The organism is Paenibacillus sp. J45TS6 (assembly GCF_018403285.1).
GTDB lineage: Bacteria > Bacillota > Bacilli > Paenibacillales > Paenibacillaceae > Paenibacillus.
Genome location: NZ_BOSJ01000013.1, coordinates 33,632 through 58,851, shown reverse-complemented (window position 1 = coordinate 58,851; position 25,220 = coordinate 33,632). Strand labels below are relative to the sequence as shown.

The 25,220-nt window shown below is 35.5% G+C and carries 28 protein-coding genes and 2 pseudogenes; 8 read left to right on the top strand and 22 right to left on the bottom strand.

Annotated elements, in window-relative coordinates; all coding sequences use genetic code 11:
* Window positions 1-130: 130 nt before the first annotated feature.
* Both KJS58_RS17890 and KJS58_RS17885 read right to left on the bottom strand, forming a co-directional pair.
* Entirely contained in the window at window positions 131-400 is a 270-nt protein-coding gene (locus KJS58_RS17890) for an excalibur calcium-binding domain-containing protein (RefSeq protein WP_160037127.1), read from the bottom strand.
* 243 nt (window positions 401-643) lie between these two features.
* Entirely contained in the window at window positions 644-1,297 is a 654-nt protein-coding gene (locus KJS58_RS17885; protein ID WP_160037116.1) for a stalk domain-containing protein, read from the bottom strand.
* A 160-nt stretch (window positions 1,298-1,457) separates the two neighbouring features.
* On the opposite strand from KJS58_RS17885, the gene KJS58_RS17880 reads away from it, so the two are divergent.
* The gene (locus KJS58_RS17880) at window positions 1,458-1,658 is read left to right on the top strand and encodes a hypothetical protein (RefSeq protein ID WP_160037117.1); all 201 of its coding nucleotides are present in this window, start codon (window positions 1,458-1,460) and stop codon (window positions 1,656-1,658) included.
* Between the two features lie 1,238 nt (window positions 1,659-2,896).
* Here the strand turns inward: KJS58_RS17880 and KJS58_RS17875 are convergent.
* Window positions 2,897-3,547 (bottom strand): SurA N-terminal domain-containing protein, encoded by a 651-nt coding sequence (locus KJS58_RS17875; protein ID WP_160037118.1) that lies wholly within the window; start codon window positions 3,545-3,547, stop codon window positions 2,897-2,899.
* 12 nt (window positions 3,548-3,559) lie between these two features.
* Complete coding sequence (locus KJS58_RS17870) at window positions 3,560-4,093, bottom strand: hypothetical protein (RefSeq protein WP_160037119.1); 534 nt, start codon at window positions 4,091-4,093, stop codon at window positions 3,560-3,562.
* 236 nt (window positions 4,094-4,329) lie between these two features.
* Here KJS58_RS17870 and KJS58_RS17865 point away from each other — a divergent pair, with 236 nt between their 5' ends.
* Entirely contained in the window at window positions 4,330-4,788 is a 459-nt protein-coding gene (locus KJS58_RS17865) for a hypothetical protein (RefSeq protein WP_160037120.1), read from the top strand.
* 167 nt (window positions 4,789-4,955) lie between these two features.
* Here the strand turns inward: KJS58_RS17865 and KJS58_RS25815 are convergent, their stop codons facing one another.
* From KJS58_RS25815 to KJS58_RS17835, 6 genes are all read right to left on the bottom strand, one after another.
* A complete protein-coding gene (locus KJS58_RS25815) occupies window positions 4,956-5,087 on the bottom strand; it encodes an IS3 family transposase (protein ID WP_160037121.1) in 132 nt (43 codons plus the stop codon).
* A gap of 844 nt (window positions 5,088-5,931) precedes the next feature.
* Entirely contained in the window at window positions 5,932-6,588 is a 657-nt protein-coding gene (locus KJS58_RS17855; RefSeq protein WP_213534494.1) for a DUF4085 family protein, read from the bottom strand.
* Window positions 6,589-7,024: 436 nt separating this feature from the next.
* On the bottom strand, window positions 7,025-7,201 hold the full coding sequence (locus KJS58_RS17850; RefSeq protein WP_213534492.1) for a hypothetical protein: 177 nt from the start codon (window positions 7,199-7,201) through the stop codon (window positions 7,025-7,027).
* A 262-nt stretch (window positions 7,202-7,463) separates the two neighbouring features.
* Window positions 7,464-7,790 carry a hypothetical protein gene (locus KJS58_RS17845; protein WP_213534490.1) on the bottom strand — a complete coding sequence of 109 codons (327 nt, stop codon included), beginning with the start codon at window positions 7,788-7,790 and terminating at the stop codon, window positions 7,464-7,466.
* Window positions 7,791-8,472: 682 nt separating this feature from the next.
* Window positions 8,473-8,676, bottom strand: a complete 204-nt coding sequence (locus KJS58_RS17840) for a hypothetical protein (RefSeq protein ID WP_213534488.1) — start codon at window positions 8,674-8,676, stop codon at window positions 8,473-8,475.
* Window positions 8,677-8,832: 156 nt separating this feature from the next.
* Window positions 8,833-9,156, bottom strand: a complete 324-nt coding sequence (locus KJS58_RS17835) for a hypothetical protein (protein WP_213534486.1) — start codon at window positions 9,154-9,156, stop codon at window positions 8,833-8,835.
* 484 nt (window positions 9,157-9,640) lie between these two features.
* On the opposite strand from KJS58_RS17835, the gene KJS58_RS17830 reads away from it, so the two are divergent.
* Entirely contained in the window at window positions 9,641-10,078 is a 438-nt protein-coding gene (locus KJS58_RS17830; protein ID WP_213534485.1) for a hypothetical protein, read from the top strand.
* A gap of 159 nt (window positions 10,079-10,237) precedes the next feature.
* On the opposite strand, the gene KJS58_RS17825 is transcribed toward KJS58_RS17830, so the two are convergent.
* The gene (locus KJS58_RS17825) at window positions 10,238-10,603 is read right to left on the bottom strand and encodes a hypothetical protein (protein ID WP_213534483.1); all 366 of its coding nucleotides are present in this window, start codon (window positions 10,601-10,603) and stop codon (window positions 10,238-10,240) included.
* Between the two features lie 130 nt (window positions 10,604-10,733).
* Between KJS58_RS17825 and aroD the strand changes: the two are divergent.
* Window positions 10,734-11,342 (top strand): annotated as a pseudogene (gene aroD, locus KJS58_RS17820) (type I 3-dehydroquinate dehydratase); the annotation flags it as partial.
* Window positions 11,343-11,592: 250 nt separating this feature from the next.
* Complete coding sequence (locus KJS58_RS17815) at window positions 11,593-12,375, top strand: copper amine oxidase N-terminal domain-containing protein (protein ID WP_213534481.1); 783 nt, start codon at window positions 11,593-11,595, stop codon at window positions 12,373-12,375.
* Window positions 12,376-12,537: 162 nt separating this feature from the next.
* On the opposite strand, the pseudogene KJS58_RS17810 reads toward KJS58_RS17815, so the two are convergent.
* Window positions 12,538-12,650 (bottom strand): annotated as a pseudogene (locus tag KJS58_RS17810) (IS3 family transposase); the annotation flags it as partial.
* 41 nt (window positions 12,651-12,691) lie between these two features.
* Window positions 12,692-13,636, bottom strand: a complete 945-nt coding sequence (locus KJS58_RS17805) for an alpha/beta fold hydrolase (RefSeq protein WP_213534479.1) — start codon at window positions 13,634-13,636, stop codon at window positions 12,692-12,694.
* Between the two features lie 493 nt (window positions 13,637-14,129).
* On the opposite strand from KJS58_RS17805, the gene KJS58_RS17800 reads away from it, so the two are divergent.
* Both KJS58_RS17800 and KJS58_RS17795 read left to right on the top strand, forming a co-directional pair.
* Window positions 14,130-14,468, top strand: a complete 339-nt coding sequence (locus KJS58_RS17800; protein WP_160036956.1) for a hypothetical protein — start codon at window positions 14,130-14,132, stop codon at window positions 14,466-14,468.
* 567 nt (window positions 14,469-15,035) lie between these two features.
* Complete coding sequence (locus tag KJS58_RS17795) at window positions 15,036-15,410, top strand: EGFR-like transmembrane domain-containing protein (RefSeq protein ID WP_213534477.1); 375 nt, start codon at window positions 15,036-15,038, stop codon at window positions 15,408-15,410.
* Between the two features lie 511 nt (window positions 15,411-15,921).
* On the opposite strand, the gene KJS58_RS17790 is transcribed toward KJS58_RS17795, so the two are convergent.
* The 3 genes from KJS58_RS17790 to KJS58_RS17775 form a co-directional block, all read right to left on the bottom strand.
* On the bottom strand, window positions 15,922-16,362 hold the full coding sequence (locus tag KJS58_RS17790; protein WP_160036954.1) for a hypothetical protein: 441 nt from the start codon (window positions 16,360-16,362) through the stop codon (window positions 15,922-15,924).
* A gap of 1,335 nt (window positions 16,363-17,697) precedes the next feature.
* Window positions 17,698-19,146 carry an SIR2 family protein gene (locus KJS58_RS17780; RefSeq protein ID WP_249717577.1) on the bottom strand — a complete coding sequence of 483 codons (1,449 nt, stop codon included), beginning with the start codon at window positions 19,144-19,146 and terminating at the stop codon, window positions 17,698-17,700.
* Window positions 19,147-19,165: 19 nt separating this feature from the next.
* Window positions 19,166-19,678, bottom strand: coding sequence for a toll/interleukin-1 receptor domain-containing protein (locus tag KJS58_RS17775; protein WP_213534475.1), 513 nt, complete (start codon window positions 19,676-19,678; stop codon window positions 19,166-19,168).
* A 687-nt stretch (window positions 19,679-20,365) separates the two neighbouring features.
* Here KJS58_RS17775 and KJS58_RS17770 point away from each other — a divergent pair.
* Window positions 20,366-21,133, top strand: a complete 768-nt coding sequence (locus KJS58_RS17770; protein ID WP_483874591.1) for a toll/interleukin-1 receptor domain-containing protein — start codon at window positions 20,366-20,368, stop codon at window positions 21,131-21,133.
* A gap of 1,030 nt (window positions 21,134-22,163) precedes the next feature.
* Here KJS58_RS17770 and KJS58_RS17765 read toward each other — a convergent pair.
* From KJS58_RS17765 to KJS58_RS17740, 6 genes are all read right to left on the bottom strand, one after another.
* Entirely contained in the window at window positions 22,164-22,334 is a 171-nt protein-coding gene (locus tag KJS58_RS17765; protein WP_213534471.1) for a hypothetical protein, read from the bottom strand.
* A 209-nt stretch (window positions 22,335-22,543) separates the two neighbouring features.
* Complete coding sequence (locus KJS58_RS17760; RefSeq protein WP_213534470.1) at window positions 22,544-22,864, bottom strand: hypothetical protein; 321 nt, start codon at window positions 22,862-22,864, stop codon at window positions 22,544-22,546.
* 75 nt (window positions 22,865-22,939) lie between these two features.
* On the bottom strand, window positions 22,940-23,488 hold the full coding sequence (locus KJS58_RS17755; RefSeq protein WP_213534468.1) for a hypothetical protein: 549 nt from the start codon (window positions 23,486-23,488) through the stop codon (window positions 22,940-22,942).
* Window positions 23,485-23,664 (bottom strand): restriction endonuclease, encoded by a 180-nt coding sequence (locus KJS58_RS17750; RefSeq protein WP_249717573.1) that lies wholly within the window; start codon window positions 23,662-23,664, stop codon window positions 23,485-23,487. Before KJS58_RS17750 ends, KJS58_RS17755 begins: the two co-directional genes overlap by 4 nt.
* 25 nt (window positions 23,665-23,689) lie before the next feature.
* Window positions 23,690-23,860: a hypothetical protein gene (locus KJS58_RS17745; protein ID WP_213534598.1), complete on the bottom strand. Its 171-nt coding sequence runs from the start codon at window positions 23,858-23,860 to the stop codon at window positions 23,690-23,692.
* Between the two features lie 154 nt (window positions 23,861-24,014).
* A complete protein-coding gene (locus KJS58_RS17740; protein ID WP_213534464.1) occupies window positions 24,015-25,211 on the bottom strand; it encodes a toll/interleukin-1 receptor domain-containing protein in 1,197 nt (398 codons plus the stop codon).
* Window positions 25,212-25,220 lie beyond the last annotated feature (9 nt).

Genomic DNA, 25,220 nt, shown 5'->3' with positions numbered 1-25,220 from the left:
TTATTCTATAAATCACAAGAAAAGGTAAGTTAAAAATTGACATGGCCGCTTATAAGTGATTTTGCAACGCTAACCCGCAATATAAAATAGACCCTTCAACATGAGAAGAGTCTATTACTAATCAATCTACTTATTTTTCGCAGGCTATACCGTCTTTGTCTCTATCACTTTTTATATTGGCTTCATATAGAGCTTTAGAAACATGAGGTTTATATTTTGTTTTTCCACCTTTATTTTTGGTTGATGATGAACGAGCTACGCCGCCTTTATACACCTTATTCAGCTCTGTGCAGTTTTTATATGTAACTACTTTTTCTTTTGCTTCTGCTACGCCAGTTGATCCTATCGTTGGTCCAATAATAAGCCCAAGAGATAAAATAGCCACAAATACCTTCTTGATATTAATACTAACACTTCCTTTCTACAGTATAGACTATAACTCTATTGTCCTTTTTCTTCAATATATTGGATATTATTCGGCAAAAACTGTAACGAAGAGTACGGATTGAACTCCCCTACAAACCTTACTCATCTCTACACGCTTAACTGGCTATACCATAAGATTACAATGAAAAAAGCCGCTAAAATAGGACCTTACGCGTTATACACCTATACTAAGAAATGACCTCAATGATTATGTACTTTATTTGTAATATGAGGTTGGCAAAATTACAAATTCATGTTCACCGTTATCGAAGTTCTTGAGGCTAATCATAATCTTTTTAACATCTGTTACGTTAACTTCTAATGATGTTACCTTTCCTGGTTCGACAGAGACATTCCCTAAACTTCTATCATCGATTAAATCTTCGAATACAGTTACTTCGACCGTTTCTTTTGGAGCAAATAGATCTAGATGCAAAGTTTGATATTTCTTATCTGGTGTGGAGTAATCATGAGCAAAAGCAGTAAATTTGGTATACAGCACTTCTTTGTATTCTTTGCCCTCGATATTTGTATGACTCTTATTTCTTGTATTACTGAAGTCATCATAATCAAAACTTACTTGTTGGAACGGTGTCTTTGCGCCCTTCTCCCCGATATTAATCTTGCCAGTCTTCGAATCCACGGTAATGTTTGTTTTCGTCGCTTCCTTTACTACACCAACCGGCAAGTATGTCGTACCGTTAATGACAACTGGCTTTGCAGTGGTTTTAGCGGTCCAGTTTTTCCCATTAAGCGTGTACTTGAGATTCGAAACCGTCGCCTTGACCGTTTGCGTGTTAGCTGCGAAAGCCACCGAACTACTGAGTAATAAAAATGCGGATAGCAAAACAGTTACTCTTTTCAATTTCATCTTTCTTACTGACTCCTTTTATGTATTATTTTTACATCTATTAAAAATATCGGTTAATCAGACGATATAATTAACAAGAAATGTAAAAATAATTAAACAGGGATAGTGCACTATTATGTCTAAATCATCCCAAAAATTTCATAAAAGGAGCACGATGATATTGCAAAACAGACATTCTATGAAGACACTGACTGCGGATGACCAGTTATACACGGCGAAGATGGAGGCTAAACCCATCTTTATATACTTTAATAAGAAGCTCTATGGAAGAGGTGTGATCGAGAGGATTACTGAGGATAGCATAAAAGTGAAGGGCGAATATTATATGCGCGGGGTTTGCGAGTTTAAATGCGAAGGATAACTAAGATTTGAGGCACTTACTTTGAAATACTTACTACTTAATACTAATATCTTGGATGGAAACTAGATATTCTCCTTAGTCCAACAAACGACTGCTTTCAAATTTCTGATATCTTCACAATCCTAACCTGAAAAGACACATTTTTAACGTCAAAAACCACATGAGAATAAAAATGTGGTCTAAACTTTGCTGTAACGAAACAGGTTTAACAGGTCTGTTTTCCCGATAAAACAAAAACGAATCAATCATCACCTTTTCAGGATCAAATCAATTCGCCTCTGTACGATAAACCGCATATATTTTGTTACACTTATGAATATATCAATGTATAGTATTATATTCAATTCCAGGCCTAAACTACACATTAATCCCCAATTATTTTTAACTAATCATAACCCCGTTAGCTTACAGAATGGAGTAGGTGCCCAGTGGCAAACCGCTCCATTCTGTTTTTGAACTAACGTTTTACCGTTAGACTTGGGAGTGAGAATTGCTAAGGCGAAGTTGAGACGTGCGCATATATGGAATGTTATGGGTATTAGGTAAATACCTTTGTTTCCGCATGCCCTTTTACGTCGCCTCGGCTACATGCTTCTCCTATTCTTTCATTTTTCTCAATTTGACTAAGGAGAAATCCTGCGAATTCATGAGCCTGGGTGAGGTAATCAAATCATTTCGAGGGAGCTTAGTACTGTCCCAAATAACAAAACATAATATATTAAACCGTATAATAAAAATCCTCATCTTTTTGTTTTATGATGAGGATTTTTCGTGTTATTGTGTTTTCCAGTAGGGTACTAACCGATATTAATCTTGTCTTTATATTTCTGTGCCCATTCTTTAAACGGGGTTAATTTGATATTATAAGTTTTTAACGAATCAACATCTACATTGTATCCTACTTCGTTATTCCATTCATGGGATCTTGCCCATGCCTATTAATGGATCTAAATACAGCTCCTTCTGATATATTGGCTGCTTCTAACCACTTATTAATAGCATAAACTGGACAGGTATCTGGATTCTCTCCGTATGGTACTAGAGACCTCTTCAAGAATAACGAGTTTCTCTAGAGCGTTATATTTTCCTCTAGACATGAAAAGCTCCCCCTTGCAGAAAGGTTTATTTTTTAACCTGTCTACCGTAGGGGGAGCATATATCAAGACGGCTGCCTTGCTGTATTATTGATCTTTTGAGTTCTGGTATTAAAAAGTGAGAGTGAGAAAAAACTCCAGCTTCTATTCATTCAGATCTATGCTTTTATCCATTATTTTGACTGTACCATCTGAAAGTGACGATTTATACAATTGTTCTTTATATTGGTTTAAGACTAAAGCAATATCGGAAGATTCCTTTAAAAGAACTACTTGATCATTCAGTAACTTTTCGGCTAGGTTTTGCTTTGATAAGAGTTCCTGATAAAGAGGTGGTGCGACTTTTTTCCAGTGCTCATCTTCAGTAACTCCATCAGCAGCAATAAACTTTTTATGAGTTTCCTGTACTTCTATAGGCTGTTGACTTAATAAATCTTTCATTTTTTTGGCTTCCTGTCTTCCTTCATCTAAAGTTGCTGATACCCCCTCTTTCTCAGCTAATTGCAAGAACAACTCTTCTTTAATCATGTGTTCAAGAACTTCGGAATCAGTAAAATTTGATTGGGAAGTACGATTATACTCTTTATAGTTTAAAACATCCGTATTCGTAATTTCTTGGTTCCCGACCTGTACCAATACCTTTTCCTCGGCTTTATTATTAATTTCAGTATTAATTTTGATTCGATTAAGATCTGAAGTAAGAGGATCAATTGCAGAAGATGATAAAGCCCCAAACGTAAAGACACCTGCTAATAAAATTCCTAAAGATACGATCAACTTATTATTCTTTTTCATTTATACTCCTCCTTACCAGTTGAAATTAACCCAAGCCGTGTTATCAAGTTGAAAAGATCCAAATCCTCCATAGAATACAGTAGAACCAGCTGCAGGAGCAGATGTAGAGCTATATGTCTGTCGAGCGTCATTGTATTTACCCGAATATCTAAGTTCAGTATGACCTATATATGCACCTTTTTTCGGTAGGGAGACATTCCCCCCTCTAAGCTCTAACGTTCCTGCTCCCCATGTTGCATTCGGATAAGCTAAAAAGGCATTCTTATGTGTGGAACTAACTAATTCCCTTCTAGTGGCAACCCAGTTCGATCCAGAAGTTGTCGCATTTATTTGAACGTTTGTAGTAACACTAACAGGTGTATAAATACGAGCTCCAGAATCATCAACCATCCACATAGAAATTAAATCTGTATCAGAAGGACTAACTGCTTGAGGACTAACAATAGGATCAGCTAAAGCGACATCATTCCTAATAATAGAATCCCCAATAAACAATGCACCCATCATAGAGGATGCGGCTAAGAGTAGTGCAATTTTTTTCTTCAATAGTTTACCTCCTATTTACTAGATAATTTGGACCCTCTATTTACTTAGACGCTATTATTCCATAAAAGCAGCGAATAAAACAAAAAAAGTAAAAAAAGTATATAATGATCGATTTTAATTAGAACATATATTACAATGTGTTCTCAGGATGCTGTAACCAATTAGCCCATTTCTTATCAATAAATACTTTAGATGAGTACCACTAATTAACAGATTAAAACGAGGGAGTGAGTTAAATGAAAAACAAACGTAGAATGTTAGCAATAGGTATATCCATTTTATTTATATTTATTGTAATTTTTTCAGTGTACTCATTTCAAAATAACACTTCATTTCCCAAATTAGTATCTAAACAAATACAAAAAGAGGATATTAACGAGATCAAGATTTCTCGAATAGCTTATGGCACTTTATATCGTGAAGAAGTAATTATTTCTGAATCGAACGAAATAAGTTCTCTAATAAATAATCTTAACAATATAGAATTATTAGAAAAATATAACGAATATATCCCAAGGACAGAGTACCGCTATGATGTACTGATACAAGTAAATCGGCAGGAAAGGTTTGGAATCACTTTTTTAGATGAGTACAATTTAGAAATATATGATGCCCAAGATTCAAATAATCGACTTAACAGATACGAAATTGAAGATGGTTATAATTTAAATAGACTTGCGGATTATTTTAAATGAAACAAATAATTTAAGTCTAAATCACCAAATAATTCCGATTGGTATAATATAAGAATATATCTAAAAAAGTACCCCCTTAATATATGAACTGCCCCCTGTCAAGTAGACAGTAATTTAAAAACATCATTAAGCAACCTGAGTCCGATATTCATACGGGCTTAGGTTGTTTAATGATGTTGAAAACGATGGTGGTTGTAGAAATGGATGTACCGTTGGACGGCATGCTCTACTTCCTTACTAGTACGAAAAGTGTATAGATTAAAACACTCCGATTTAAAATGACTAAAAAAGTTATCCATACATGCGTTTTCTCATCAATTTCCTTTACTCAACATACTAGCTATCATTCCGTATCTTATAAGACGTTGGTTATATTGGCGAGAGGTATACTGGACCCCCTTGGTCACTATGTAGGAGAATTCCTTCAACTTTTTGTTTTTTTCTTGTCTTTGTGAAGGAGCATTACAAGCTTTAGATCATTTCTTCGACTGATTTGATAAGACATAATTTCGTTATTATACAGGTCCTTTATAGCAGTTGTTCCTTCTTTTCGTTCTCGGTTCCTAGAGGGATCGAGGAATGGTTGATTATGAGGGGAATGCATTATCAGCCCTTAAGTGATGCAAAGCAAGTGAGGATCTTGATAGAGAGGGTTGTATATCAAATTGATTATAGTAATGTTCCATAAACAATCCAAACGATCGACGATCACTTCCACCTGTCCGAGTTCCAGAAACGAAAGATGGCAATCAATTATTTCTGTACCAATCCGAACCAGCCGTGCAGGAAAAGATAATTAATCCCTTTCAACCGTAACAACATTGCTCCCTTGGTTTTTACTGCATTCAATACGCATGAGTTCGTTGTGCAATTCGTCGACTTCTCGAGACAATGTCATAGTTTGAATGTGTGATAATCCAAGCCGCACGTCTCTCTTACCTTCCAATTCAATTTTCACCGTTCTTAAATCTCTCAAGGCAGATGTCCTGTATGGTCTATGCTCGAACATAATCAGATGATTCTCCGCTATGAATCTTAATTACGCTATACTGCCCAGTTTGCATAACAAAAAGGGCAGCTGCCAACTGGTAAGCTGCTCCCTGCTGTGTTCAACTAACGTTTTTCCGTTAGTTGAACAATGAATTATGAAATAACCTCAATATTTACGTTCTCAGCAGATATAGTGAGTTCCATTAAAGGACCATCTAGTAACACATGAAGTTCAAAACCTGTTTCTGTGAGGTAAACTTCATCATAAAGCCAGCCACTTCCTACACTTAAGTTAGTAGGTTGAATATTCTGTACTCCCGTAAAGACTAGCCTGATATCCGTTAAATAGTGATAACTGCCTCTACAATCCAATGTCATGATAATCGTATCTTTCAAAGGCTGCTCAATTGAGGTTACCTGTGCGTCGTGTAAGGTCTTCTCATATAAATGAATAACATTCTCGGGTAATGATTTTTTAATGGAGTTGTAGTAGTTCCGATATGCAATCCCTTTTGCTTCTACTCTCTCGTGATACTCCAATAGCCACTTGTCAGCCATTTTTCTAAGCTTTTCAGAAGGAAATTCTGATTTTAGCGTTCCGTCTTGAATATAGGGATGAAAGGATGCTGGAAGATATTTGAGTAAATCAGCTCTTTGATCTTCCAAGTTGTTCTTACAAATTTCTTTGAAATTCAAACCTTCAGATTCATACCAGGCAATGTCGTCTTCCCAGTCCTTTTCCGTTTCATGAAAAATCAAAAAACCTCTTATCTGCGATTCCTCATACAATTCTTTAGTGAAATATTTCATTCGTTCCTCCTAGTATAGTTCGCTTATTAAACATAACGACTTGTATATATGTTTTGTTGCTCTAATCTGATGGCTAGCAAAAAGGGAGCAGTTGCCAACTGGCAAACTGCTCTCTTTTGTTTTCATCTAACGTTTGTCAGCGTCTTCTTTGTAATTGCTGGTATCTATGAGGTTAATACTCACTTTTCAACTTGAAGAAGATAGCAAGATCAACATATTTCTCTTTTTCAAACTCATGTTGCCTTAAAACACCTTCCTTGTAAAAGCCGAGCTTATACATCAAACGAATTCACCGTTAGGACCCGATTGCTTGTGGGCAATGTTAGATGAAGTCTGATTACAATCGCATGTGCTTACACGAGATGATTTGTGATAGACATAAAAATACCACTCTAGTATATTACGGGGTGGCTCAATTGTTTATAGACTACCCCATTCACTCGGAAATTTCTTTCGTTTCTCCATCATCCGTGTCACTTGACCACTTCGCATCGAAAATTTCTATAACCGATTCAAAAGCAGGTTCTTTTCCAGTACTCCCGTTAGAAGAGCAGCCAATTACTATACTAGTGAAAGTTAGTAATAAAACGACGAGAAAGGTAGTTCTTTTCAATATTGATGCCCCTTCCCTTATTCTTGTGTAACAGGTATATTGTACCATTATGTCGAAGCGTATTTGCAACTTGTTTACGAAAGGGATGCGATGAATTTGCACTAAAAGTATTTTTTACAAAGCCGCTAACTTCCAATGTCCAGTATATACGGCGATGAGGAATGCTAAGCCGATTGATTCTCCATTAGCGTAAGTGCAATGCTTCCTGTTAATGAATCTCTAAAGTTTCTGTGTTCTTCAGATAGGTAACTTTCATTTTAGTTTAATCATTTTCGCCTGTATTTCCTTTGTAAGATATGTACCAATTGATTAAGTCGGAGCTGAATTCTTTGTGTTTTTTTATAAAGTCTTCCCTGTAATCATTAGGAATAGAGTCAATTCCCATGCTAAAATGATCGTCGAGTTCATGGATAATAAATTCATAAATATCATTTTGACTTTTCCCTTGTTCTAATAAAGTAATTAATTGAACTGTTATGCAGTCATATTCATCATCAGGTGCCCCACCACCAACGAGACCAATTGGGTCCCATGTATTTATAATTGGTAATAGTTGCGTATAAAGGTTGTTAAACTTTTTCTTCAGCATTTTGATTTGAGTATTCGAGAGATGTACCCACATAAGCATCACCTTTTTATGGTTGGTTTAATTAGCTTTTGGTTTTAAATTACATATTAACCTCTATAGATCACAATGTATACGAGACATATATCGCATTTTTTGCTTTAGTCATCTTAATAAGTTTTACCATAGCGTAATCGCAAAATATTAAGTTCTGGTCCTGTTTTTCGATTCAGCCACAAGGATCATGGGATAAGCTACAAATAAAAACAAGGTGAAGTAAATCGATTGTTTAAACGATCTCAAAAAACAAATCATGGGACCAACCATCTTCACCTATTATCCAATAAGCTATCTGATTTGATATTGCGATCCCATCGTTAACATTTGGAATTAAGCTTTGAGTGTAGTTTTGGGCAAGACAAACAACGATGAACAGGGATAAACCAGTAGCCAAAGCGGCACCCTTTGAATAAGGGTAGAGTATCTCCGTTTTTCTTAAGACGGAAATTGAAACAGTAACAAATATCAAACAAACTAACAAAAAATCATCTTACACCTCACAATCGTTTATCCTTTATACGTTACCAGTATTTGTTATGTTGCGTTAACCTGCCAAGTAGGTTAAAGAAAAAGCAACCGGTCTATTGATCGGTTGCTTACTTTTTCTAATTAAACTATCGTTTTTCCGTTAGTTCAAATGAGTAGTTCATTTTTTTAATTGAGTAATTTTTCTTAGAATTACTACTGCACAGACAGATATAACACTAGCTAAGTATAAAAGAGCGTATGCTATAGCAGCATAATATGTCAGTTCAGCTTCAATACCGGATCTTGTAAGAACTAAAATAATGGCAAAGCCAACAACAAAAACGACAAAACCCAATAGAGCATTTTTAATAACTTCTTTCACAAATTCACCTCCTAGGTTTATACCAGTTCCCAGCTACCTATACTAACCCGAACAGCCTAATCGACTGTAATCTTATTTATCTAAAGTTTTACGTACGCTTATAGTCCAACGGATTTATGTAGAAGATCCCATCATCCGACAAACTTTTTCTTTAATTTATTTTCTAAGTGGCTCAGTAATTTTGAGATTTTTAATATAATTACCTCTTATAAAGTTATGGTAATACGTAATGAAGTAAGTTTGATTAGTCTCTACCAAACTATATGTAGATTCAGGCACAGATATTTTTTCTCGTTCGCCTTTCCCACTAGTAATTGTGATATAGTTCTTGAATTTCCCAACTTCCTTACCTTCTACCTTTGTAATAGTAGTTATACTTGAGCTATAGAAAAACAAATAAAGTAAAAAAAATATTATAAAAGATGTAAATAAAATTTTTTTCGCATCTCTCTGATAATGAACCTTTACTAATTTAAACATAAGCATCTCCTTTATTTTATTAAACTTTCTTTTGTAATTGTGAACTAATGAATTTTCCCTTCCAATTTTTACTTAATCGTAGATTCTAACATATCGTCTGTTTATAACTATAGGTTAAAATATGGAAATACGATTAAAATTCTAGGTTTCATTATTAATCCATGCAATGTGAATATGGGTCCTAAACTGTCCAGGAGCTTAAAGAAAAAGCAACCGGTCTATTGATCGGTTGCTTACTTTTTCTAATTAAACTATCGTTTTACAGTTAGTTGAACAAGCGCGCTTTCTTTTATTTCACAATATCTTCGTACTGTGCATCATTTAACGGAACCATTTCTGTATAAATAAAGTATTAGACTGAGGAAATAAAGCACTAGACAGCTAAAGAGTAGTTTTGCGCAACAATAATTCGCAGTCAACGTCTAATTAAATGTGCGGAAATTTACAAAGGATAAGATAATTTTGAAAAGAAGGTGTGACAAGCATGTTCTTTAGCAAAAGATTGATTACTATTATCATTGTATTTATAGGCATAACCCTTGCTTATACTGCATGTCGAAGTATTAATCAGAATAAAGTGCTCAAAAATGAACAAATCGAATTAATCAAACTTAAGTGTATTCAGTTATGCGAAGATTGGGAAAATAAGCCTTTCCTAGATCGAGATTATACAGATAAAACATCAGTAGATATTTATAGAACTGCCATTAGAGACTCAATACCAATGGAGGGCTCGTTGGATTATGGGGCAGAGTTTGAATTGAATATTTATTACAAAGATCAAACGGTCCTAGGATATCATCTTTCATTAACTAAAAGTAAAGGGTATTCTGGATTACTTGTTGCGTTATCAGACACTGAGCAAGGATACAGTATTGAAGTGAAAGATGCAGACCAAATAAGAGATCTTATTTGGAAGTAACAGATGCAAATTTCACTTTCCTAGCTGTCAAGTTGAGTTGCGTTAAAATCAACTTCGTTCAACTAACAGGCATACTAGAGCGATTAATTCTAGTTTGCTACTATAAATAAAGATTATAAACTGTAAATTGAACTAACGTTTTTCCGTTAGCTTAATGATTTACTTTGTTTCGGACGAATCAGATTGCTCTTTATCGAGGACTTCATGGATTTTATTTGTTATCTCGTTAATGTTGCGGGAACGATATTTCAAAATAGGGTTAGCCCAATATTCGGGTCCAGTTTCTTCATCACCTATTTTTACTAAATTCAATGTATATGCACCCTCTGAACTCATAGCTGGATACCATCCTAAATCCAAAATCAATCCGATCTTTTCATTTCTAAAATAGAATATATCCTCATGTAGTTCCCATACATAAGGAAATGAGTCATCATGAAAGTCATCGGGATTAATTTCGAAAAAATGATTCCATACGACAGTCCATTCTGACGGAATATTTAATGGCACCAACTGTAGGCTCATTTTAATAACACACCCCTTAACATTCTTCATATTCAAATTTCCGTGACTTGACCAAGTTATACTGCCCAATAGCATGAAAAAGCAACCGGTCTACTGATCCGTTTGCTTACTTGTTCTTCTTGAACTATCGTTTGAACATGTAGAAGATATTGAAAAAGTGAAAGAAGCTCTAGCGGAGATCCGCTTGATTCTTCCTTCCCAGCCGATTGTCTTTACGTTCCGCAGCGCAAAAGAAGGCGGAGAAAAAGAAGTCAGCACCGCTTATTATGTAGAACTGAACCAAGCCATTGCGGCTACTGGCCAAGTGGATATCGTGGATGCAGAGCTGTTTACAGGTGATGCAGAAGTAAAAGCAATAATCGAAGAAGCTCATAAGCATAATGTCTATGTGATCATCTCGAACCATGATTTTGACAAAACACCTTCTAAAGAAGAAATCGTATCCCGTCTTCGTAAGGCACAAGAACTCGGCGGGGATATTCCAAAACTGGCAGCTATGCCGCGAAGCGTCTCTGATGTGCTGATGCTGATGGATGCAACTCATACGATGAAAGAAGAGTATGCAGACAGACCGATCATTACCATGTCCATGGCGGGCAAAGGTGTGATCAGCCGAATCGCGGGTGAACTGTTTGGTTCTGCACTCACTTTTGGTGCTGCCAAAAAAGCATCCGCTCCTGGTCAGGTGCCTGTTGAAGAACTTCGTAGTGTACTGAACACGCTGCACAAGCATATGTAAATGAAGAATGAGAAACGTTTGAGCCTTTTGGGGTTCAAGCGTTTTTTTATTTATAGTTAAATTATGGTTTCATTTATTTCACGCGAAATATTATAATGGAAAAACTGATATAAACGGCTTATACAAATTATACGAAATTAATCATAAACGACTTACTGAAGAAGCCTGATATTATCTATATCGTTCGCTAAGACCCGATCAAACATTTTAAATGTAGCTTTTTATTTATTAACAGCAGGGAGAAGACATCATGAGAAGAATATTCACGTCACTAGTAATAGCCATTTTATTATTTTCAATCCAATTACCTCGCACGACATTTGCCGATTCTGAAGAAGCACCCATTGTTATTGATACGGGCAAAATAGTAAACGGTAGGACTTTAATTCCGATAAGAGTTGTTTCTGAAAAGTTTGGTTTTAAAGTACAATGGGATCAAAATCTAAAGACAGTTGTAATTAGTGATAAAACAACGAAAATAACTTTAAAAGTGAACTCTAAAGAGGCAACTATTAATGAAAACAAGGTTTCTTTGGATGTTCCTGCTCAGATCCATAAAGGAACGACGTATGTACCTCTCAAATTCTTGAGTCACGCGTTTGGGGCAAGCGTGGAGTGGAATCAATCATTTAAGGTAGCTCATGTAACGTTTGAGAAAATCAATATCCTAATTTACACTCAGATAAAGCCGATTCCTTTAGTAACGGATGAACAGTTTAAAACCTTTTCTCAAATCGCAAATGAGGCTGCGGTAATAACGGATATTCGACAGGCTAAAGCATATTTTAAACCTTATTTTACAGACAAGTTACTGGGGAATATTATTTGGTATAAAGGTCTGCCATTTGATACACAATTTGATGCGGAAAAGAATAGTATGATTACTTATAAAGATATATACAATTCTGAAGCGACGATTTCACAAAGTACTCACTTTGTTAGTCTTGTTTGGCTTACACGTACGATGCAGTTAACATTTACAGATGAGGGCTGGAAAATACAAAAAATAGATTTTAAATATTTATATTTATAGATTGCAGAAGTAACCTACAAGTTAAACACGGTTATTATTATCAAGCAAATTGCTTAAAATGGGTTCGGTATTGTACCGGACTCATTTTTAGTTTTGACTGTATGACGATATACTTTCATTTGATAGTGCCATCCTTGATCAGAATGATAAATAATTCATGTTCTTCCGGCGTACCATGCATTTTAAACCGAGTTCGTGCATAAGACGTTGAACCTTTTTATGATTCACTTTTTTCCTCGATTGACTAATTCATTGCGAATCGGTAAGCAGCCGTACAATCGATCGGCTGTTTTTTTATTAAGCTAACGTTTTTTCGTTAGCGTATTAAACTAATTACCGAATTAATCACAACTTGAGGATTGTGAATTTGTATAGAATGCCAGCTGTCTTCCACAATAATATGTTGAGTTTTTTTAGACAGAATTAAAAGCTCTTTTTGTCCATGTTTCCATTCTTCACTTTGTTTGCCTGCAGTTAATACTAGTAGAGGGATATCCGATCTCAGTGGCTGTGATTGATGTAACTGTTCAGCACTTTTAATGGTACAGAGGAATTCTAAATATGCTGCCTTATATGCATTATTTCTATATCCTAATGCAGCGGCTTTTTTCTGAATATCGAGAGGCAGTCTTTTAGAACCAATATGCTGTTTTATCATTCGAGGAACTGCAATAGGTGATAATAGATAACCAAGCCTAAGGCGTTTTTGATTTTTTAGTCGTTCTATTCTTCTTTTTTCACTTGAATTGGATTCAAAATATCTCTTTTCATGAGTTGAATCGACAAGAATAATACCCACTACTTCATCAGGAAACTCAGATGCAAATAATCGCATTATCATTCCACCATACGAATGCCCAACAAGTAAATATGGCGGTTTTAGCTCTAATCTACTTAATAACTTTCTAAGATCATGGACATAATTTTCACATGTGGGTTCATCAATCGTTTGTGTACTCCACCCAAATCCCGCTCGGTCGTATGAAATAACCTTTGTATGTTTGGATAATTCAGGTTGTACTAGTGACCAATCTAATGCACAGCCCCCCATTCCTGATTCTAATATAACAGTCGGTCCATTTTTATCTTGTCCAGCTACAATAGCATGTAAGCTATGGCTACCGATATTAATCAACTTCCCCATTCGCTTGTATTTATGTATTGCATATTTTGAAAGAAGAGTTTGAACGAATGCTAGTGGGAAACCAATAACTGAGATTGTTGTTCGAAGAACCCTTTCTTTTGCATTTATTTTGGTCAAACTTTTACACCTCTCTCTAATGCTTTATTATATGATAAAGGTGACTTTCACTTTAAAAAAGAGAAACTTTTCAAGTTGATTTTTCTTATTTAAGAACTAATTAACAAAAGCTTCCTTGAGCTAAAAAAGCAACCGATCGCATTGAACAGCTGCTTTCTTGGTATAATTAAGCTAACGTTTTATCGTTAGTTGAATGGACTTCAGGTTGGTTTCATTAACCTTTTAATAAATTTAAAAACGCCAGATGGTAAATATTCAAGTTTAGCTGTAAAATATGATCCCAGAGCTTCTAAACTTAATTGTTCTATGTGAAAAGTATTTTGGATTTGTAAGCAGCTAAAAAGAACGGAAGGTTGATATCATGGAAAAGCTGATCATTGAACCTGGAAAATCTATTGGTGAATTTAAACTAGGTATGTCAAAATCACACGCAGATCGAATATTAGAAACGTTTCCTTCATTTGTTTTACTTTAATATGACACAAATGACCTTGTGAATTTCATTGAAATACCATACGGTGCAACAGATTTTTTTGAATGTGAAATTATAAAGTTAAATGATATGGAGAATATTAATCCTTTCCAGACACAAGCAGATCGCTTGATAGAAATAATTGATAATGAATCAAAATTTGATAGGAACGATCCAGAAGTGGGATATACCTATCGTTTTCATGAACTCGGACTTGCCTTTTGGCGTCCAAACATATTAACAGAAGATGATTTGAATAGTGAGCGTTTTTTATCATTGAGTAAGGATATTCAAGAAGATGAACTCAAAAGCTTATATTTTGAGTCGATCTCGGTTTATCCACTTTCCTCCACAGAATAAAGAATCCCCTTGTTAATGCCTTCAAATAGTAGACAAAATGCAGCCGAATTTTACTGTTCGGATGCATTTATTTTCTTAAGATATTGATACTAATGCCTTTACTTTTGATTAAAAAGATCTAGGTGCCATCCATTAATATGCTACATTATATAACCTAACCACCCACTAGGACGTAGTATCTCTCCTAAATAAATTAAATCGACATGTTACTTTTCATTCTTCCCATAGACTGATTTAAAATGATTGAATCGATGGTTGAATAGTTGCTTTAATCTGCCGGTTTGCACAACAAAAAGGAAGTAGCTGCCAACTGCTAGCTGCTCCCTGCTGTTCAACGTTTTTCCGTTAGTTGAAACGAAGATAAGAGTATTGTTTAGTCCATTATAGTCAGCTTCTGTAAATTCATATTAGCTCACAAAAAACACAGTTAACGGGATATCTTACTGACATAAATAACTTTCTATATTTTTATGTAATAATATTCTAAATATTGCTAGTTTTATTATACTTTTATTAGAAGCGATTTGTTAATATATATTAATTGATTTTAGATAAAGGAGAATTTTTTTGAAGAAAATAATGATGATTGGTGGCGGAGTTGTTCTAGGGCTTTTAATTCTTGTAATTGGTTTTGTGTTCTATGTTTTTCACCTTCTTAACACTCCACCGAAGAGTGATCCAGAGATTGTTGCCTATACTGAGGAAAAGGTTAAAGATTACTTAATTGAGGAGAAAGGGTATTCGGAGAGTGATATTTTAAGTGTTAATTCAAAAAGAAAACCAAAGGATAAAGATAAAACAGCAATTGGATATCAAGTTTTAGTTGTATTCTCAGATGAACCCGATACTATTTATTATTATGAAATAGTTGATGAAGATGAAAATAAAATTGAACAACTTGGAATTACTGGAACAGATATTAAGCATAAAAATTTTCCATAAAATATTAGATTGTATAATGTATAATTTTCCATTATCTATTACTTATACATAAACAGATACAAAGAATGTAGAGCACAAGTGGGTATGAAATAGTGCAACTGTTATAAGAGCAGCAAATAGTGTATTTGTCGCCCTAGCGCTTTCTTCTCTTAGCCGGAAGGATTGTGCTTTTTTCTTTTTTTGACTGTACTAGTGGCAGAGGTAATAAAGTAGATCTAACACTATAACTTTACTAGCTCATGATACATATCATTAAATAGCAGATAATGATAAATTAATTCAATTCACTAATATTATAAGGATGTTGCCATGACTGGTAGCGTCTTTTATTTAATAGTCCTATGTTTAATAGCTTTTCCAGTACTGTATCCAAATTATCTGATTTCATCTTCGTCATCTATCTCATAATTTGTGATAAAAAATCCATTCGCTACAACATCGAACAATTGTTAAGCATCCACTATATATTTCTCAGATCAATATTGAATCTTTGCTCTCTTTAAGAGTTATATCATTTAATAGACGGATAAATTACGAAGGTTTCAAAATATAATTTATCTGCTCGCTCTTCTTTCTCATCTTCTGGTAAGTTCTCTACATCCTTCGAGTACAATTCAATACTTCTCCACAATCTTAGACCTAGCTCAGGAAAATCATATTGACACCCTTCGCTATAAAAATTATTAATAGCGTATGGAGAAATTTCATTTAATTTTGGAATTAAGTCTTCCACTTTTGTCTGAAATAAATCGATATTGTACCCTTCTAAGACTGCTGCAATCGTTCTATCGTTTGAAATTTCAAGTTCAGTTAAACTTGAATTCGTATAGCTGGTTGTAAGAACCGAAAAAGAATATTCTAAATCGTTTAAAATATGATTAATTTCCGTTTCAGGCATACCTAATTTCAGTGGTCCAACATATTCTCCAGGCTTAATTGTAACATTATGCATTTTCTAAAAAACTCCTTTACTTTGTTCTAATCCCAGGCAACTATACCAAGGTAATCTTCTAACACTAAAATCGTGAGAAGTAGCTCGTTAAAATATTTGTTGTATAGAATATTAATGGCATTTCACTTTATCTCATAGCCAATAGAAGCTTCCTCTTTCTTATCATAACCATGCCAAGAGGATATACCCAGATGTGATTTATGCTCATTAGTTCTTCTTACATGACATTAAAGAATTAATAGATATGAAGCGAGATTCTGTAAAGATCATTCGAAATGTAGGCCAGTGCTATACAGGCAATCAATAAATATATCTTGTAGTGCTTCTGACTCTTAAAAATCTGAACAAAACAAATGAAGAAGACTATACATAAAACAGAAAAAATTGTATCAGTTCCTATAAACCCCAACATGTACCTTGACACTCCATCCATAAATATTTTAATAGCTTTGCTCTTTAAATAATACTAGAGAAGTATATCACGTCATCGTCACACTTATTAGTTATAATTTACCAATATTAATAAAATTTCTATAATGACTCTTTAGTAATAGGGGATAATATTAACAAACACGCATTCATCCACAAAACATCTAGGTTATACTTTCATAGTAACCTATTTAAAATACCCGCCATTTTGTCTCATGTATCCGCTTTTTATGTAAACAATATTCAGGCTAAGTATACTACACAGCTGACACACATTTATTGAACTATACTGCCCGTTAGTTTAATGAATTAAGGTGGAGAATATCACCGATTAGATATATGACTATTCGGTACATATTCTTGTCCCCCGAACATCAGCAAAATCATCTTCAGTTACCAAGGAGATATACGAGCCATTTAGAGAATATACACTTTGGCAATTTTTTTGGTTTGTACGACTCTTGATGATAATCTCATATAAGTTACTTTCATAAATGCTTCTTGACTTGCAGCCATCATCATTGTAACTGAGCTAAGTATCCGCCCATACCCACCAAAATAATAATCTTTTTGGATTACACCTACAATGAATTGCTTCTTGACGTCCTGTCTTCCCTAGGAATCTCCCTCAAAGAGTATCAATCTCCCAGTCAATCAATCCAGTTACTCTGCTTCATATTTGGAGAGATAACAACAATAGTTACCGTAGTATCAAAAATCATGCTTTTAAGATGATTTTAGATGGTTTCTGTCTTTCTGTCCGTCAAATTAGGTGAAGTACTGGTTTCACCCTGATAATAACGAGCATCTGTGCCAAGAGCCTTAATTATTCGATCTCTTGTATGTTGAGCTTCGCTGTACTTATAAGAAATGAATGTTTTACGTGCCCTACCTGAGCCTCCCTCTTTATTGCCTTTTTCTTTTTTCAAGCATATTCACAATTTCAATTACAGTGTTAATCAATGCTTCGTCAGTCTGATTCACATCGCCCAGTAATTGATATTTATCTTCTAGCCCAGCCTGGGGAACATATCGGCCAAAATCACTTATAACAGTCTCCCATATTTTTTTAGCAGTAAAGTCGGTCGCACCAATGGGAATGGGTATTGCACCGTGATTCACGCTTATTTCGAACTCTTCAATCATGCCATTTGCTTCTATTACAGCACCTGATGAATCATCAATTTTATTACCAAACATAAAAATGGAAATCCCAACGTTTTGAATCATGTTATTTCTGTGTTTAGTCCATAATTCCTTTATAGGGATTTGACCAGTCGTATTTTGAGGAAATGGTCTCGAAATCAGACGATCTTCAACCCGCTGACTTCTCGTTTTATAGATTTCTTCCAACGCACCCGAGATTACACAACTGCCAACTCCGAGACCAAAACCAGTTACAATATTGTTCCCGTTTTGGATTATTTTTTTACTCAGGTTACTTGCGAATTCTAAGCAGCGTTGCTCTCCCCAATTTCCATAGTTAGAAGCACTACTGGATACAAATAAATTTCTTCTCTTATATTGCTGTTCCACTTCCTTGAGTATAGCCGTAATATCCTCATATTGACTTACTAGAAGCACTTTAATGCTGTATCTTTTCAGATCATTCACTTTTAACTTCTGCTTTATCTCAGCATATAAAAAATCCGATTCTTCCTTAAAATCATCTCGCTGCACTTGTTTCATAAAGCAGTAATGGGTGCGTTGATTCTGACCCAAAAGGATTCTTATGCGACTCAAAATATATTCCAAATTGGGATCATCAAAACTAAATCCAATAAACAACATCGTTTTTGAAACGAGGTCGCCTTGAAGAGCCGTAGTAAATAGCTGCCGCTTGTTGTTGTAATTTTCGTAATCATCTTTAGTTAGAACGGCTTCATGGGGTAATGAAATATCCCCATGCATTTTATAAATCTTGGCATCACTATTCGGTTTTGTTACCGCTAAGTTTTCCGTAGTTATTTTTGAGTCGATCCTTTTCCCTTCGGCTTTTAAGGCATCCTCGATCAGGGTATCATAATTGGTTGTCCAATATGTATCTATAGGCAGCCTTGATAATATCTTATGATTTTCAGTGATTTCGGCATCCTTTGTAAATTCGTCAATTAATGCTTGATTTATTTTCCCCCTGTTTCCACCATTCTCATTAACATGGTACTGCGCTACTGCTATAAGATCACTTTCTTTATCGATATTTAAATTGATTTCTTCAGCGATATCTCGAAGCAGTTCCTTCCAGTTCACAAATCCCGCAGGTTTAGACAATCCTGCGCCAGCAAATACAGCCGCATTAGACTCCTCAATAGCAGTTTTAAACATTTTCTGAAACTCCGCTATTTCTTTGCTCACCAGTTCACCCTCCTCAAATTCAAGATTCAAACCAATTGGCTAAATGTATCCCTCGTGATTCCCCTTGTTTTATAACATACCAGTTGCCATCGTATGATTGTTCAATATAGTTGTAAATCCCATAGTATTCTCTCTCGTCCCATGTTCCTTCATTTTTCACGAGTGGAAGAATTGCAATTTTATTTAGACCCTTTACACCATCGGCTAACCCAAGCTCCCATGGTATCCAAATCGATCGAATACTCCCTGGTGTCGCCAGCAGTACAAATTTATTAGAGCGGTTGATTCTTTGTTTCAGCTTCTGAGCCGTCTCAGACGATGTTTGGCTAGGCATATTATTGTCAAGCCAGTCAACATAAGTTCTTTGCCCGAATTGTGCCAAAAAACCTACTGCTTGTTTTACTTGCTGCTCGTCATCATGACGATGGGACAGAAATACCGTGTTTGACGTGCTGAATTGGTAATTTTCATTAAGAGACTTTTGAATCGACTGAGACATATTGTTCAACTTATTGAATGTTAGGTAAGACATAGAAATTCTCCTCATTTCGATAGTGTTTATATTTATTTGAGTGATATTGTTCAATGGAAAGTGTATACGCCAAAATTCACATCTTCTTTTAATCTAATACGTAATTCTCAATCGCTTTTAAATTAAATTGTTACTATAATGATAGCTCTTTTGGGAGAAGAATTCCAGAAATCATTCCCAATTCCGACCAAAAAAGCTCCCTGCAAGTAGCGGGAGTCTCAACTTTATTAGCTCTATAGACCTTATTAAATCACTTTATCCGCATCCACCTGATTTCCTCCCTCAACGCACATCGTACCAATGAACTGGCTGATCTTCTACTTGAAGTGAACCTTGATCTCGTACCGACAAACATCGACTCTGCCGCTGATTATGTGGTGCAATATATACGATTTCAGCAAACGACGCATAAACAACCTTCTTGAGCAGTCACTGTCACATCTCTTTTCGTACCATCAATATTAGGCATTCCACATGTGTGGAGCATTTACGCTACTATTTGCAGATTAAGCATTGCCGCCCCCACCTTCAACTCAACCCTCTGCTTTATCACACTATCGATGATACAGTTCTACGTTTCCTTGCTGAGGCGAATGAGCACACGTCTGAATATATTACAGTTAAAACAGAAAAGTAACGTGGTGGGACAGCTCTACGAATCAAGATTCGACATAACACATCAAATAAATGGATTTTTTTCCTGTTTTAAATTACTATAATACTAGGAAAATCAAATTAGGAGGTAGGGACATGGCTAGTTGTACAGCTCCAGTAAACGGACATCGCTCAGCAAGTGCCGCAGCCAACTGCCCAGCGTGCAGAGGGCGTTATGGCCGCTATGGTAGTGGGGGTGGCTACAATCCGTACTCGCCCTCATCTTACTCCTCGTCCTTGACAAGTGGAGGGGGTCGAAGTATCGGCGGCGGATCCGTCCGTAGTTCAAAACCACGCTGGTCAGGAGTAGGTTCGTCCATATTGTACACGTCTGAAGAAATTCGGTCATTAACACCAATCCGCAACAACGTCGAAACTCTAGCAAAACAACCTGACCTTCGAGACGTCTTCCTGTGCCATGCATGGGATGACCGGAAGGGAGCCGCCAAGGAGTTGCACGATCTGCTTGAGTCACACGGTGTCTCCGTCTGGTTTAGCGAGAAAGACGTTAGCCTCGGTGTGCCGTTGCTTCGCGCTATCGACAAAGGCTTGGCCAACTCGCGAGTTGGAATTGTGCTTGTGACCCCTGCACTGCTACGCCGCCTCCCAGCAGAGGGCATCGCTGACAAAGAACTTTCGGCACTCCTGGCAGGTGATCGGCTCGTTCCGATTGTGCATGATACAACGTATGAAGCTCTCCGCGAAGTCAGTCCCTTACTCGGATCACGAAGCGGCCTGAACACTACAGAAGAGCCTATGGCAGACGTCGCGGCCAAGCTCGCAGAGTTAGTCTCCCTTTAAGCTCTATTAATCTACCAAAGTATGCTGTTCAGTTGGGGCTGTTAGGATGCTTTATCGCTTCTAGTTTACTTCGCAGACACCGTTGTACGGCTTAGTAAAGGAGACCTTGCATATAGCAAGGTCTCCTTTACTTTAGACTTGAAAAGTACTGTCACATCTCATTCCGTACCATCAATATTAGGCATTCCACATGTGTTGAGTGCGATATCCTAATTGCTGAATCTCGTCTGCCAATAGTTCTGAATCCCCTGAAAGAAATTTCTGGTATTCTTTATTAAGCTCATCATTTCACTCTAGAACTTCCTCCACACACACCATCGTAGGACTAAACTCCGCTATTGCTACGACAATTCTTAAATTTCTTTCTGACGATAGGGTTCAAGGATGTCATCTACATATCGAAAATGGAAAATACCCATCTCTAACACAACTGTTTCCTATCTTGTACGACTCCCAAAGAGAGAGCCTCGTTGACTAAGCAACATAAGTCACCGAGATGAGGACTCAAATATGCTAAGGGCCAATCAATTGGCATAATACATTGTTTTGAATCAACAGATTATGTGCATGATAATCATGATGAATTAAGCTTTTTTCGGGAAACAAAGGTCTCGCATTTTTTCGATTTCTGTCCAGCTAGGAACACTAGTTTCTTGACTTCTACTACCCGCTATCCTTAACCACGCTTTAAAGAAATTAATACAAAATTGAGTCACTATTTTTCTAGTACCCAGAAAATAACGTTTGGATTAATCTCTCCCCTGTTTTTCTCATTTGATGATTGACAATTAGGTCTGCAAAAAAATTCTAAATGATCTTATATGATTAATGGTGGTCTATAGGAAGTATTGTTCGATCTGCACAAGTTATCACAGTAAAACTTTTCTTCTTTTAGCAGGGACGTTTTCCAAAAATCATAAGCATACGCGTATGGACATATTACTGGGAATTCAGCAAATTTATCTGCTTTTTTGGGTTCCATTAGAAAAGAAGTACAATGTTTATGATCCTCTAATGAACTATTGAGCATTCACTCTGCTGCTTGACTTGGTTCCTGATTGATTGTCACTACAGGTATATTGTGTATGGCAGCCTGTTCAATGGCTTGTTCCACAAGTTGCTTGTCAGGACAAAGATAAACAACTGGCCCAACTCCTTTGCACTTGCAAAATGCAGTGAGGATGCCACGCACGCACTTCACGCCTACAAACTCCATCTAGAGCAACTCTTAGAAGAGTATGATCTAGCTCAGCAACAACTTGAACAGATCGAGAAAGAAATCCACATGATACTGGGGCGTGTTCTTTATGCAGCAAGTTGCTTGAAATCGCAGGTGTAAATGCAACCAGCTTCACTTACTCGATCTTTTAAGATTCTACCCGTAAAGCCGAAGATAAGTATGTATTTCATCTATAGAGTTTCAAGGTGCTTTATTTCTTGTTCTAATGATCTATTTTCCCAATATTGATGAATAAGCTCATCTACATTTACATAGGCTCTCTCATCAAATGTAAACTCGTAGTAATATTGTTTGTTACAATCCTTCTCTATTTTATAGTCAAGATCGATTGGAATATAGAGCTTGTTGTACGTACCTTGACTGATTTCTTTCAAAGTTACTCTTATATCTTGAAATAAGAGATACAGTCGATATTTACCTGCAGCAGTAAAGTGGTTTCCATTTTGAGCTATTTCATTGAGACTATTTACATGAGAAACGATTGAGTTCATTCATTCCCTATAATTTAATTTAAAAAATATAAGATAGATATTAATTATCATTAACTCAGACGATTTGTTAAAATTCTATCTTATGTTATATGTGCTAAGGCCATCCCGTATTCTTTCTACAAACTCCCCTACTGTGTTTCCATTCTCTTCACCGTAGAGGTATGAATTCAACGAGTAATCAAACAACAAAATATTCATTCTTTTAGTGTTAAACAACTTCAAATCTTCTTTGAATATTTCGATTGCTTTAAAAACCTCACCTTTTAACATGTACAATATGCCGTTTATATAAGTAACGATATCTTTTTCCGTTAAATTAATTTTAGACTTCTTACAAAATCGTTTGATGTACTCATTATTCAGTTGAATATACTCGTCGATCAAACCATTTTTATTGATTTCTATCTCATTTCTCGCGATATAAGAATGCAAAAACTTTCGAAGTGAATCATAGTTTTGCTTTTCATTTCTATTGCCCTCTATCCTTGATTTTAGATAGAGATATTTATCACACTCAAAGTTATCCATCTCGTAGAATGACTTTCTGTAGTCTCTTGCAGTTTCATTTGTTGCATCCAGGTTATATTTTTTCAGTAATTTTGCTAACGTAGTACCGTCAATCAATTCAATGTTCTTACCATCAGCGAATTCAATAGCTTGCTTTGAAATGAGGAATTTGTAATTATAATACCTTTATTTGCATTTTCACTTAATACAACACCATACAGATCTCGAACTGCAGGTTCGCCTACTGAACTGTTCCAACGCTTGCACTGAACAAGATACTTCCCTTTAAACATAGCTGCATTTGAGTATGCAATAATATCAACCCCACCTTCTCCTGAGAAAGGAAATGCAGTCCTTGATAAACTCAAATTTATAGTTCTCATATTCGAATCGATACCATTCGCTCTTAATATCGACAATGGAGCTCTCTCTTCCCGCATGAAGCAAATTAATGAGGTATTCGAGCTCACGCCCTTTAACGATCGCCAAATCATTTATCTCCCGTGTTGTTAGCCTAAGAACCGCCTTGGTCCATTTCGCGCTTCATTTAAATTTCCTCGTAGAATTCACCGCTACGTTTGGATAGTCTTTTATTTCCGCCTCCGAACTGGACCGCACGCGTAATCCGCTATTGGCTCACCCTTCAGTTGGCTACGTTTCTGTTCTCATTCTTGAGTTGATTTTCGAACAGTATGATGTTTTTATATTCCTTTTCAAGAAACCATAGATCAATTATTTTTTCAGTGGAGTAACTACCATTTAAAATGTCTTTCTTCTTAATTTCATATATAGGTTTATTTAGTTCTAGCGCGTAATTTAATTCATATTTCACCCACAAGGATTGCATAGAATGTTCCGATTTAACAAAAATGATTGCTTTCGATTGTTCTATTCGTTTTTCTATTACTGTTCTAGTGGCTAGTCCAACTAAATTTCGTTTTAAGTAGTCATTATCATTTACCCAATCACAATAGACATTTCTCTTGCTTTTATTTAATTCTACAATTAAATGTTGAATTTCTTTAAAATCAGCACTACTGTGCGAAATGAAATAATCGTAAGTCTTGATTTTTTGCTCTTTTGAGTTTTGAATTCTATACTCAAGTTCTTCAGGTATTTCTTTAATATTAAATCTTTCGTTAGCATACACATTTCTTAAGATTTCTCGTCGTTTCTTGTTCTTACTTGGAATACGCATATACTTCTGTTTTCTTAATACAGCAAGATGTCCAAGCTCCTGCAAATGATAAAAGGCCATTTCTCGCAATTGTCTATTGTATTCTGATTCTACTTTCCTTTTAAAAAAGTCAATTACTTTAGTGCAGTAGTATTTTTGAAGTTCTTTTAAGATGTATATCCTATCTTTTTGTGATGTTGATTTTCTATCATATAATCCCATCAATTCATCAAGAAACAGTGGTTCAACTTCTTGAGCTTTTATTTTTGCTTTCGTGATTTTTTCTTGTCTCTTTCTTATTTTGGGATCTCTTTCTTTCTTAAAATCGTCTTCAGCCAATATTTTCACTTCAATAATAAAGCTATTCCTATACGAATCAATATACTCCTTTGACAACAACTTCTTCGTAATATCCAAACTTTCAACTAATAGGATCGGTTCCATCATAGCAAATCTAACTTTTTTTCCTAATACTTTTAATTTTTTATCCTTAGCACAATAATATTTATATTTTTCGTTCAATATCTGCCACTCAAACGGATAATACCTTTTTATTAATGATACTATAGTTTCTAAGTCATATTCTTTAGGCAGTACTAAACTGATTTTTTTAACATAATTACTGAAATTTATTTTGAAACTCTCAAGCTCTTTTGTGTACATATGTTTAGT

What these genes read in the sequence shown, in the direction of transcription:
- KJS58_RS17885 (WP_160037116.1), bottom strand. Translation starts at nt 1,297, where the DNA reads ATGAAATTGAAAAGAGTAACTGTTTTGCTATCCGCATTTTTATTACTC.
- KJS58_RS17875 (WP_160037118.1), bottom strand. Translation starts at nt 3,547, where the DNA reads ATGAAAAAGAATAATAAGTTGATCGTATCTTTAGGAATTTTATTAGCA.
- KJS58_RS17865 (WP_160037120.1), top strand. Translation starts at nt 4,330, where the DNA reads ATGAAAAACAAACGTAGAATGTTAGCAATAGGTATATCCATTTTATTT.
- KJS58_RS25815 (WP_160037121.1), bottom strand. Translation starts at nt 5,087, where the DNA reads ATGGATAACTTTTTTAGTCATTTTAAATCGGAGTGTTTTAATCTATAC.
- KJS58_RS17855 (WP_213534494.1), bottom strand. Translation starts at nt 6,588, where the DNA reads ATGAAATATTTCACTAAAGAATTGTATGAGGAATCGCAGATAAGAGGT.
- KJS58_RS17845 (WP_213534490.1), bottom strand. Translation starts at nt 7,790, where the DNA reads ATGCTGAAGAAAAAGTTTAACAACCTTTATACGCAACTATTACCAATT.
- KJS58_RS17835 (WP_213534486.1), bottom strand. Translation starts at nt 9,156, where the DNA reads ATGTTTAAATTAGTAAAGGTTCATTATCAGAGAGATGCGAAAAAAATT.
- KJS58_RS17830 (WP_213534485.1), top strand. Translation starts at nt 9,641, where the DNA reads ATGTTCTTTAGCAAAAGATTGATTACTATTATCATTGTATTTATAGGC.
- KJS58_RS17825 (WP_213534483.1), bottom strand. Translation starts at nt 10,603, where the DNA reads ATGAGCCTACAGTTGGTGCCATTAAATATTCCGTCAGAATGGACTGTC.
- KJS58_RS17815 (WP_213534481.1), top strand. Translation starts at nt 11,593, where the DNA reads ATGAGAAGAATATTCACGTCACTAGTAATAGCCATTTTATTATTTTCA.
- KJS58_RS17790 (WP_160036954.1), bottom strand. Translation starts at nt 16,362, where the DNA reads ATGCATAATGTTACAATTAAGCCTGGAGAATATGTTGGACCACTGAAA.
- KJS58_RS17775 (WP_213534475.1), bottom strand. Translation starts at nt 19,678, where the DNA reads ATGTCTTACCTAACATTCAATAAGTTGAACAATATGTCTCAGTCGATT.
- KJS58_RS17770 (WP_483874591.1), top strand. Translation starts at nt 20,366, where the DNA reads ATGGATTTTTTTCCTGTTTTAAATTACTATAATACTAGGAAAATCAAA.
- KJS58_RS17760 (WP_213534470.1), bottom strand. Translation starts at nt 22,864, where the DNA reads ATGAACTCAATCGTTTCTCATGTAAATAGTCTCAATGAAATAGCTCAA.
- KJS58_RS17750 (WP_249717573.1), bottom strand. Translation starts at nt 23,664, where the DNA reads ATGTTTAAAGGGAAGTATCTTGTTCAGTGCAAGCGTTGGAACAGTTCA.
- KJS58_RS17740 (WP_213534464.1), bottom strand. Translation starts at nt 25,211, where the DNA reads ATGTACACAAAAGAGCTTGAGAGTTTCAAAATAAATTTCAGTAATTAT.